General features: G+C 71.2%; 7 protein-coding genes. 3 read left to right on the forward strand and 4 right to left on the reverse strand.

The genetic code is table 11. The annotated features are described in order from the left end of the window. Positions 1 to 26 precede the first annotated feature (26 nt). The gene (locus tag ACIBCK_RS15310) at positions 27 to 464 is read right to left on the reverse strand and encodes a MarR family transcriptional regulator (protein WP_367043108.1); all 438 of its coding nucleotides are present in this window, start codon (positions 462 to 464) and stop codon (positions 27 to 29) included. A gap of 144 nt (positions 465 to 608) precedes the next feature. Here ACIBCK_RS15310 and ACIBCK_RS15315 point away from each other — a divergent pair, with 144 nt between their 5' ends. After that, on the forward strand, positions 609 to 791 hold the full coding sequence (locus ACIBCK_RS15315) for a ribbon-helix-helix protein, CopG family (protein WP_367043109.1): 183 nt from the start codon (positions 609 to 611) through the stop codon (positions 789 to 791). A 38-nt stretch (positions 792 to 829) separates the two neighbouring features. On the opposite strand, the gene ACIBCK_RS15320 is transcribed toward ACIBCK_RS15315, so the two are convergent. Beyond that, positions 830 to 2,278, reverse strand: a complete 1,449-nt coding sequence (locus ACIBCK_RS15320; protein ID WP_399390341.1) for an NCS2 family permease — start codon at positions 2,276 to 2,278, stop codon at positions 830 to 832. 237 nt (positions 2,279 to 2,515) lie between these two features. On the opposite strand from ACIBCK_RS15320, the gene ACIBCK_RS15325 reads away from it, so the two are divergent. Further along, complete coding sequence (locus tag ACIBCK_RS15325) at positions 2,516 to 2,785, forward strand: DUF2530 domain-containing protein (protein ID WP_399390343.1); 270 nt, start codon at positions 2,516 to 2,518, stop codon at positions 2,783 to 2,785. A gap of 114 nt (positions 2,786 to 2,899) precedes the next feature. Then, positions 2,900 to 5,302 carry an HAD-IC family P-type ATPase gene (locus tag ACIBCK_RS15330; protein ID WP_399390345.1) on the forward strand — a complete coding sequence of 801 codons (2,403 nt, stop codon included), beginning with the start codon at positions 2,900 to 2,902 and terminating at the stop codon, positions 5,300 to 5,302. A 23-nt stretch (positions 5,303 to 5,325) separates the two neighbouring features. Here ACIBCK_RS15330 and ACIBCK_RS15335 read toward each other — a convergent pair whose 3' ends face one another. Both ACIBCK_RS15335 and ACIBCK_RS15340 read right to left on the reverse strand, forming a co-directional pair. Beyond that, positions 5,326 to 6,153, reverse strand: a complete 828-nt coding sequence (locus tag ACIBCK_RS15335) for a calcium-binding protein (protein ID WP_399390347.1) — start codon at positions 6,151 to 6,153, stop codon at positions 5,326 to 5,328. A 306-nt stretch (positions 6,154 to 6,459) separates the two neighbouring features. Then, positions 6,460 to 9,615, reverse strand: coding sequence for a sacsin N-terminal ATP-binding-like domain-containing protein (locus tag ACIBCK_RS15340; protein WP_399390349.1), 3,156 nt, complete (start codon positions 9,613 to 9,615; stop codon positions 6,460 to 6,462). Between the last annotated feature and the right edge of the window lie 446 nt (positions 9,616 to 10,061).

Below are 10,061 nucleotides of genomic sequence, written 5' to 3' on the forward strand. Positions count from 1 at the left end.
CGTTGTCTACAGATGTCTACAGATGTCTACAGATGCGCGAGCTTCTCCAGGACGGGCGCCGCGGCGCGCAGTCGCTCCCACTCGTCCTCGTCGAGGTGCTCGGCCAGGCCGGCCAGCCAGGCGTTCCGCTTGCGGCGGCTCTCCTCGAGCATGGCCTCGGCCGTCTCCGTCTGGGTCACCACCTTCTGGCGGCGGTCCTCGGGGTGCGGTTCGAGCCGGACGAGCCCCTTGGCTTCGAGCAGCGCGACGATGCGGGTCATCGACGGCGGCTGCACGTGTTCCTTGCGGGCCAGCTCACCGGGGGTGGCGTGGCCGCAGCGGGCGAGGGTGCCGAGCACCGACATCTCGGTGGGGCTCAGCGACTCGTCGACCCGCTGGTGCTTGAGTCGACGGGACAGGCGCATCACGGCGGAGCGCAGGGAGTTCACGGCGGCGGCGTCGTCACCATGGGAGAGGTCCGGCATGTTCGTTAGAATAACTCATTACTCTAGCTAAGGACCACCCGGATTCCCGCGTCACGCGTCACAGAACCCTTTCGTCACCCATATGAGTGAGGTGACTTCGGAAAGTAGGACAAGGGCCGCTGGGCGGCATGGACCCTGTCACGCATGGGATCGACAGTGCTCAGCCTGCGAATAGACGGTGAGCTGCTCGACCGGCTCAAGCAGCATGCCGCGAAAAGGGGAATGAGCGTCCAGGACTACGTGGTCGGGACGCTCATTCGCGGTGACTTCGACGAGCGGTTCCGCTCGGCCGTCGAAGAGACGGAAAAGTTCTACGGGGCGGCCTGACGGCCGCCCCGTATGTACTGCCACACCCACACCGCCGCCTACGTGAGGCCCAGCGCCGGCATCAGGTAGTAGAAGGCGAAGACGGCCGACACGATGTACATGGCGACCGGCACCTCGCGGGCGCGGCCCGAGGCGAGACGCAGCGCGGTGAAGCTGATGAAGCCGATGCCGATGCCGTTCGTGATCGAGTACGTGAACGGCATCATCATCATCGTCAGGAACGCCGGAATGGCGATGGTGAAGTCCGCCCAGTCGATCTGGCCGATCGAGCCGGACAGGATCAGGAAGCCGACCGCGAGCAGCGCGGGCGTGGCCGCCTGGGACGGGACCATCGTCGCGATGGGCGTGAGGAACAGCGCCACGGCGAAGAGACCGCCGGTGACGATGTTGGCGAAGCCCGTACGGGCGCCTTCGCCGACGCCCGCCGTGGACTCCACGAAGCAGGTGGTGGCCGACGAGGACGAGGCGCCGCCCGCGGCGACCGCGATGCCGTCGACGAACAGGACCTTGTTCATGCCCGGCATGTTGCCCTTGGCGTCGGTCAGCTTGGCCTCGTCGCCGACACCCATGATCGTGCCCATGGCGTCGAAGAAACAGGACAGGAGCACGGTGAAGACGAAGAGGATGCCGGTGAGCAGGCCGACCTTGCCGAAGCCGCCGAACAGGCTGACCTGACCGACGAGGCCGAAGTCCGGGGTCGCGACGGGGTTGCCGGGCCACTCGGGCGTCGTCAGGCCCCAGGAGGGCACGGTCGCGACCGCGTTGATGATCATCGCGACGATCGTCATGACGACGATGCTGATGAGGATCGCGCCCGGCACCTTGCGCACGAGCAGGCAGAGCGTGAGCACCGCGCCGAGCACGAAGACGAGCACGGGCCAGCCGTTGAGGTGTCCGTCGCCGCCGAGCTGCAGCGGGACCGTGGTCTGCGCGGCGTCCGGCATGCGCGACACGAAGCCGGAGTCGACGAGGCCGATCAGCATGATGAAGAGGCCGATGCCGATCGCGATGCCCTTGCGCAGACCCAGCGGCACGGCGCTCATCACGCGCTCCCGGAGACCGGTCGCGACGAGGAGCATCACCACGAAGCCCGCGAGGACGACCATGCCCATCGCGTCGGGCCACGACATGCGGGGCGCGAGCTGGAGGGCGACCACGGTGTTCACGCCGAGACCGGCGGCGAGCGCGATCGGGACGTTGCCGATGACGCCCATGAGCAGCGTGGTGAACGCGGCGACCAGGGCGGTGGCGGTGACCAGCTGGCCGTTGTCGAGCTGGTGCCCGTACATGTCCTTCGCGCTGCCCAGGATGATCGGGTTCAGGACGATGATGTAGGCCATCGCGAAGAAGGTGGCGAAGCCGCCGCGGACTTCCCTGGCCAGGGTCGAGCCCCGCTCCGTGATCTTGAAGTACCTGTCGAGGCCCCCGTGCGGGGAATTCGGATGCGGCGGTTTGGCATCGACCGGAGCAGTGGCCGAGGGGGACATGGGGAACCTCATGACCTGTGATGGAGAGACGTGCGGGGGAATGCGCCGAACCCGAACGAATTTGTATCTTCGTACGAAAGCAATCGGCCATTAATGAGCCGTTTCAGTATGAATACATGAAGGGGAATGCGCTATCTCCGCGCGTAGACCCTTGTGGCGCAAGGGTGCGCCCGGCCGTGCGCACAGGCATGCCCGGCCGCGTGGGGGCCGCTGCCCGCCGCCTCGTAAGCTGGGCGCATGGAGAAGTGGACCCCCAAGCACGACGCGCCGGAGCCCCTGGAGGGCCCCGTCGTCGCCACCATCACGGGCGGCACGATCCTCTGGTTCGTCCTCTTCCTGGTGCAGCTGCCGTTCTACGGCTGGTTCGACGACCGCGACGCGACCTGGTGGGTGTGGACCTGCCTGGCCGGCGCGGGCCTCGGCCTGATCGGCATCTGGTACGTGCGGGGCCGCGACGCCGCGATCAAGCGGGACGCGGAGCGCAACGCGGCGCCCGCCGCGGAGTAACGCGCGCCCGGCGGTCGCGTCCGTACAACCACGGGAGTGTCCGTGTCCTACCGTGGTCGGATCTTTGGGCCACTCAAGGGGTGAAGCCCCCTCCCCGCCCGTACCGTCGATGCCATGACGCATATCGACGCGGGCGCCGAGCTCGACCCGGTCCACCCGGTGGCACCGCCCACCGGACGCGCGACGGGTCTGACCGCCGCCGAGGTCGCCGAGCGGGTCGCACGCGGCGAGGTCAACGACGTACCGATCCGCAGTTCACGGTCCGCCACCGAGATCGTCCGGGCGAACGTCTTCACCCGCTTCAACGCGATCATCGGCGTGCTCTGGGTGATCATGCTCTTCGTCGCGCCGATCCAGGACTCCCTCTTCGGCTTCGTGATCGTCGCCAACACGGGCATCGGCATCATCCAGGAGCTGCGCGCCAAGAAGACCCTGGACGGACTCGCGGTCATCGGCGAGGCCAAGCCGACCGTGCGGCGCGACGGCACCGCGGCCGAGATCTCCACCTCCGAGATCGTCCTCGGCGACCTGGTGGAGCTGGGCCCAGGCGACAAGATCGTCGTGGACGGCGAGGCGGTCGAGACCGAGAGCCTGGAGGTCGACGAGTCGCTCCTGACCGGTGAGGCCGACCCGGTCATCAAGAAGCCCGGCGACAGGATGATGTCGGGCTCCTTCGTGGTCGCGGGCGGCGGCGCGTTCACCGCGACGAAGGTCGGCCGCGAGGCGTACGCGGCGCAGCTGGCCGAGGAGGCGAGCCGCTTCACGCTCGTCCACTCCGAGCTGCGCTCCGGCATCTCGACGATCCTCAAGTACGTGACGTGGCTGATGGTCCCGACCTCCATCGGCCTCATCATCAGCCAGCTCGTCGTCAAGGACGACAACTTCAAGGAGTCCATCGCCTACACCGTGGGCGGGATCGTCCCCATGATCCCGGAGGGGCTCGTGCTCCTCACGTCGGTCGCCTTCGCGATCGGCGTGATCCGCCTGGGCCGCCAGCAGTGCCTCGTCCAGGAGCTCCCCGCCATCGAGGGCCTGGCCCGCGTCGACACGGTCTGCCTCGACAAGACCGGCACCCTCACCGAGGGCGGCATGGACGTCACCGAGCTGCGCCCGCTGAACGGCACGGACGAGACGTACGTACGGAAAGTCCTCGGCGCCCTGGGAGAATCCGACCCGCGGCCGAACGCCTCGCTCCAGGCGATCATCGACGCCTACCCCGACAGCGAGGAGTGGCGCTGCACGGAGTCGCTGCCCTTCTCCTCGGCCCGCAAGTACAGCGGCGCATCCTTCAGCGAGGGCGACGGCAACGACTCGACGTGGCTGCTCGGCGCCCCGGACGTGCTGCTGCCCGACGGCGACCCGTCCCTCACCGAGATCGAGGACCTCAACCAACAGGGCCTGCGCGTACTGCTCCTGGCCCGCGCCGCCGGTGAACTGGACGACCCGGAGGTGGCCGCGGGGGCCCGCGCCACCGCCCTGGTCGTCCTGGAGCAGCGGCTGCGCCCGGACGCCGCCGACACCCTGCGGTACTTCGAGGAGCAGGACGTCAGCGCGAAGGTCATCTCGGGCGACAACGCGGTCTCCGTGGGCGCGGTCGCCGGGAAGCTGAGCCTGCCGGGCGCGGAGAACACCGTGGACGCCCGCAAGCTGCCCACGGAACAGGGCGAGATGGCCGAGGCCCTGGACGCCAACTCCGTCTTCGGCCGGGTCACCCCGCAGCAGAAGCGCGACATGGTGGGCGCCCTCCAGTCACGTGGCCACACGGTCGCGATGACGGGCGACGGCGTGAACGACGTCCTGGCTCTGAAGGACGCCGACATCGGCGTCTCGATGGGCTCGGGCTCGGAGGCGACGCGGGCGGTCGCCCAGATCGTGCTCCTGAACAACAGCTTCGCGACGCTGCCCTCGGTGGTCGCGGAGGGCCGCCGGGTCATCGGCAACATCACGCGGGTGGCGACGCTGTTCCTGGTGAAGACGGTCTACTCCGTCGTCATCGCCCTGCTTGTGGTCTGCTCCCAGGTGGAGTACTTGTTCCTGCCGCGCCACTTGACGCTCCTGTCGACCCTGACGATCGGCGTCCCGGCCTTCTTCCTGGCCCTCGCCCCCAACAAGGAGCGGGCCAAGCCGCACTTCGTACGAAGGGTCATGCGGTACGCGATCCCGGGCGGGGTCGTCGCGGGCGCGGCGACGTTCTGCACGTATTTGCTCGCCCGGAGCCATTACTCGGGCGCGGGAGCGCGGGAAGCCGAGACCAGCGCGGCCACGCTGGCGCTGTTCCTGATCGCCATGTGGGTCCTCGCGATCATCGCCCGCCCCTACACGTGGTGGCGGCTCGGCCTGATCTCCGCGATGGGTCTCGGCTTCCTGCTGGTGCTGACCGTGCCGTGGCTCCAGGACTTCTTCCAGCTGAAGCTGGTGGGCACGACGATGCCGTGGGCAGCGGTCGCCATCGCGGCGGCGGCCTCCCTGATCATCGAGATCATCTTCCGCTGGGTGGGCCGCCGCTTTCCGGCGTAGGTACTGCGCGGGTACTGGCGGTACTAGTTGACGTCGACGAAGTCGCTGGTCGACGTCACTGCCGGGGTCGTGGACGTGCCGGCGAAGACGTAACGGAAGTAACCGTCGGCGGAGGCCTTCACGGTGGTCTTCAGGTTGCCCTTGGTGTCGGACGTGATGGTCTTCAGGGTGGAGTAGGAGGCCGCACCCTTCTTCTTGTACTGGAGCTTCACGGACTGCTTGGTGTAGCCCGCGTACTTCGAGGTGTCCCAGTTGGCACGGGTCAGGGCGCCGGTGACCGTGAGGGTCTTGCCCTTCTTGATGGGCTCGGGGGAGGCGTTGGTGGTGAGGCGGGCGTAGCGCTGGACGTTGGCGTCGGACTTGTAGGACTCGCCCTCGGCCGAGTCACCGTCGTTGGCGCCCGCGGCGGCGTAGACCTTCCAGCCCGAGCCGGCCAGGTCGTTGTAGAGGTCCACCTTCGGGTCGGCGACGACGGTCACGGTGCAGGTCGAGGTGGTGGCATTGACGACCTTGCACTTGCCGTCGAAGTCGTCCGGGGTCAGGACGCCGTCGGCGGTGTCGATGCTGCCGCCGTGGTAGAGGAAGGCGCTGCCGGCCGCTATGCCCTCGGGGTCGGTGGCGGTGACGGCGACGGAGAACTTCACCTTGTTGGTGGTGCCGACGACGACGTCCTTGCCGCCGTTGACGGAGACCTTCGTGATCTTGGTGTCGCCGACGTTCGCACCCTGCGAGGCCTTGGCGGCGAGGCGGGGCGCGGACGACGGCCCGTCGGCGGCCTGGGCGGCCGGAACGACGAGTGCGGAAAGGGCCAGGGTGCCGGACAGTGCGGCCACGGTGGCACGGATGCGCATGTTTTCCCCAGGTGGGAAGGGGACTCCGCGGTGCGTTGGAGGCTGTCACGCGAGTCCCGGTGATCTAGGAGTCTGTTGACTCGCAAGATCAGACCCACGACCTGCCCCTCTGGTTGTACGGGAAGTGAAGATTTTGTGACCGGAATCTGTCCGGCCCCCGAAGGGTCGCGGGGAACTGCGCGAGCCCCGAAGGAGCGCGGGGAACTGCGCGAGCAACCACGACGCACCCCGCACCCGAACACGAACCGCCGGCCCCCAAGGGGCGCGGGGAACTGCGCGACCAGCCCCCACGCACCCGCGGACGAGTCAGTCGAACCAGCGGTCCCGTTCCAGTTCATCCGTCCGGGACGGATCCTCCAGCAGCGCCGCCACCTCGAAGCGCCGCGGCCACTGCCCCGCCGCCCAGGCGAGCCCCGCGGCCACGCCCTCCAGCGTGGCGGCGTGCACCGTACCGTCCGGGCTCCGGCGCCAGTCCAGCTCGACGCCGCCCGCGGTGAGCTCCTCGTACTCGACGTACGTCGAAGGCGTCGCGGGACCCAGCAGGAGACGCACCGACTCCGGCACCGGATGCTCGGCCCCCTCCCCCGCGGGCTCCACCGCGGCCGTCTCGCTCAGCCTGCGCACCTGGAACAGCTCGGCCAGATCGCCCGCCCTGCGGGGCTCCACCGGCAACAGCGCCACACCCCCGGCCAGCGGCAGCAGGTCAGGGGCGTCGGCGACCACCGCGTCCGCCACGTCGACGACCACGACCTCACCGTCCACGACGGCCCGCACCTCGTCCGGCAGCGTCACCTGCTCCGGGTCCAGATCCGCGAGGGCGCCGTACAGGGCGTGCAGCTGCGCCGCCGAAACGGTCCTCTCCGGGTCCGCGAGCCGCTCAAGCAGCTCGGCCGCGCCGCCCGGCTCCTCCAGGAGCGCGGCGACCGACGTGCGGACGCCGAGCGCGCGCAGCACCTGCTCGTCGTCGAAACCGGCGGCATCGGCCGCGTCGTAGAGCCCTTCGAGCAGCGGATCGCCGCCCGAGGCCCGCAGACCGGCGGGGCGCCGGCCGCCGAGCACGGGATTCCCGCGCAGCCACCACGCCGTGTACGACCGCACGCTCTCCGTCGTGCCGTCCGGCAGCAGAATCCGCAGCGGCTGCGTCAGGGCGTCCCGCAGCGGCGGGCGCGAGAGCATCGCGAGGGCCTGCGGCCAGCAGTCGTCGTCGACCAGGTCCAGGTCCCGTACGGCGATGATCTCGGTGGCGACCGGCGGGACGGGAGTGTCCGGCAGCCGGTCGAGGGTGTCCTCGCACCACACGTCGACCGCGTCGAGCAGCCCCGCGTCGTCCGGCTCCGCGAAGTCACCGTCGCGCGGCTCCAGTTCGTCGGGGTCGAGCACGACGTCCGTGGCGCGGACCAGGGCGAAGGAGGCGAGCACACCGCACGCGGCCAGCGGCTGCTCGCCCCAGCGCTCGGCGAGCTCGGCGTCCACCGTGGCGAGTTCGTCCTCGCGCATGATCCGGGCGAAGGGGCTGCCGGGCAGGACGAGTTCACCGGCGGGAGCGAGTTCGCCCTCCTCGTCGGGCAGGGCGAGCGCGCCGAGCCAGGGCTCGTCGCCGGGCGCGAGGTTCGCGTCACGGGCGAGCGAGAGCACGGTGTCCGCGAGCTCGTCGGCGTCCGGGGCGTCCTCGTCCCACGTGTCGTCGTCCAGTGAGGCGGCGACGGCGGCGCGGACCTGCGGGGTCGTCAGGACGGCGCGGGGCGTGGCCGGCAGGGCGCCGAGCTTCTCCAGGAGGGGATGCACGGCGTCGGGGTGCGCGACCTTCAGACCGAGGCGTACGAGGGTGGCCGGGTCGCTGTCGTCGCCGGTGACCGGCAGGAGGACCTGGCGGGGCCCGATGGTGGTCCGTCCGTCGGCGAGAGGGACGGGAAGCCCGGTGAGTCGGTCGGGATCGACCCCGGCGAGGGTGTCGTACAGCCGGTGCCACCAGTCCGGCTCCCGCTCAAGACCCGCGAGTCGGTCGATCGCCTCGGTCAGCGGGACCCGGGCGACCCCGAGGGTGCGCAGCTCGGCACGCCGCTCGAGTCCCGCGGGCAGCAGGCTCGGCAGCACGTCGGCGAGCACGCGTACGGTGTCGGCGCCCGCGCCCTCCACGACCTCCGCGTCACGCGGCCGCAGCGCGACGGGGACCTCCCACTCGGGTACGTCGGGGTCCTGTTGGGGCACGGCCTCCACCGCGGGCGGCAGGAAAGCCGTACGGGGCAGCCGGTCCAGGATGGCGTGGCGCAGGGCGCCGTCGAGCTCGCTCTTGCCGAGGGGGCCGGGGACGAGGCTGATGATGCCTTCCCCGACGGGCCGCCAGTCGGCGAGGAGTTCGGCGTACGCGTCGGCCGCGCGCTGCACGAGGAAGTCGGTGAGGGGACCTGGCGCCGCGTGCCGCCGGGTCGTGTCGAGCGGGAACGAGGCGATGAGCAGGGCGGGCACCCCGAGCGGCTCGTCGCTCGGGGTCGGCGCGTGCAGGACGGGGGCGCTGCGGGGCGCCTGCGGGGCGCCTTCGCGGTCGGTGGGTACGGCCCAGGTGACGGACCAGTGGGGCCGCAGCCGCTCCTCGACGGGCCGGTCGGCCAGGAGGTCCTGGCCGAGCGCGCCCCGCTGGCTGACGGTGCGCCAGCGGGTGTCGCCGTCGCGGGTGTCGGAGACGTCGACGTAGCCGGGTTCGGCGGTGCGGCGCAGGGTGCGGGTGGCGTGGTCGCCGACCTGGACGACGACTTCTTCGAGACCCGGCAGGGCGAGCAGCAGAGCATCGTCGATCTCGTCGAGGAGCCGTACGACGAGGTCCTCCGCGGCGGCGTCCCGCAGCGGCAGGATGACGACGGTGTCGTACCCCTCCGGGGCGGAGCCTTCGGCGGCGAAGGGCAGCCGCAGGAGCGGCACGTGTCCGTCACGGCGCCGGACCTCGTCTCCCAGGCCGGGGCTGAAGCGGGCGGTGTCGGCGGCGAGTTCGCGTGCCTCGCTCAGGGACCAGCGGACTCCGCCCGTACGCCCCACGAGGGCGGGCTCGTCCGATACGGCGAGGACGGCGGCGAAGCCGACGCCGAACCGCCCCACGGCGCCGTGGTCGTTCTCCCCGTCCCGCTCCTCCCGCTCCTCCCGCTTGGCGGAGGCGCGGAGGGTGGAGAGGGACTCGACGCCGGTGGCGTCGAGGGGGGTGCCGTTGTTGGCGGCGGCGAGTACGCCGTCCCGGAGGGTGAGGGCGAGACGTCCCGGGGCGCCGGCGCGGGCGGCGGCGTCGGCGGCGTTCTGCGCGAGCTCGACGATCAGGCGGTCCCTGTACCCGCCGAGGGCGAGGTCCTCCTCCGCGTTGGCGTCCTCCCGGAACCGGGCCGGGCTCGCCGCCCAGGCGTCGAGGACGCCCCGCCGGAGCCGTGCCGTGCCGAACGGGTCAGTACCCTCGGCCGCCGGCCGCACGGTCTTGCTCACGGTGTCGTCTCCCTCGCTCGGTTCGCGGGGCGAACGGTACCGCGTCCTGCGGTTTCCCCGACGCGGGTGGCTGGCCGCCTTGGCTTGACCGCGCCTGCCCTGCCGGGGGCGGGGGGGTCCCATCCGGGGCTCGGCGGCCGCCTCCTCGCACCGGGCGTCCGCGGGCCGGATCCCGCCTTCCGCGCTCCGCGCGGGCCTTTCCCGCCGCCGGGGGCGGCGGGGTCCCAACGGGGTCTCGGCGGCCGCCTCCTCGCACCGGGCGGGGGCCGCATGCCCATCCGCGGGCCGGATCCCGCCTTCCGCGCTCCGCGCGGGCCTTTCCCGCCGCCGGGGGCGGCGGGGTCCCAACCGGGTCTCGGCGGCCGCCTCCTCGCACCGGGCGGGGGCCGCATGCCCATCCGCGGGCCGGATCCCGCCTTCCGCGCTCCGCGCGGGCCTTTCCCGCG

Source organism: Streptomyces sp. NPDC051218, from assembly GCF_044455475.1.
Taxonomy (GTDB): domain Bacteria; phylum Actinomycetota; class Actinomycetes; order Streptomycetales; family Streptomycetaceae; genus Streptomyces.

Coding starts and splice junctions, on each gene's coding strand:
- ACIBCK_RS15310 (WP_367043108.1), bottom strand. CDS start 464: ATGCCGGACCTCTCCCATGGTGACGACGCCGCCGCCGTGAACTCCCTG.
- ACIBCK_RS15315 (WP_367043109.1), top strand. CDS start 609: ATGGGATCGACAGTGCTCAGCCTGCGAATAGACGGTGAGCTGCTCGAC.
- ACIBCK_RS15320 (WP_399390341.1), bottom strand. CDS start 2,278: ATGTCCCCCTCGGCCACTGCTCCGGTCGATGCCAAACCGCCGCATCCG.
- ACIBCK_RS15325 (WP_399390343.1), top strand. CDS start 2,516: ATGGAGAAGTGGACCCCCAAGCACGACGCGCCGGAGCCCCTGGAGGGC.
- ACIBCK_RS15330 (WP_399390345.1), top strand. CDS start 2,900: ATGACGCATATCGACGCGGGCGCCGAGCTCGACCCGGTCCACCCGGTG.
- ACIBCK_RS15335 (WP_399390347.1), bottom strand. CDS start 6,153: ATGCGCATCCGTGCCACCGTGGCCGCACTGTCCGGCACCCTGGCCCTT.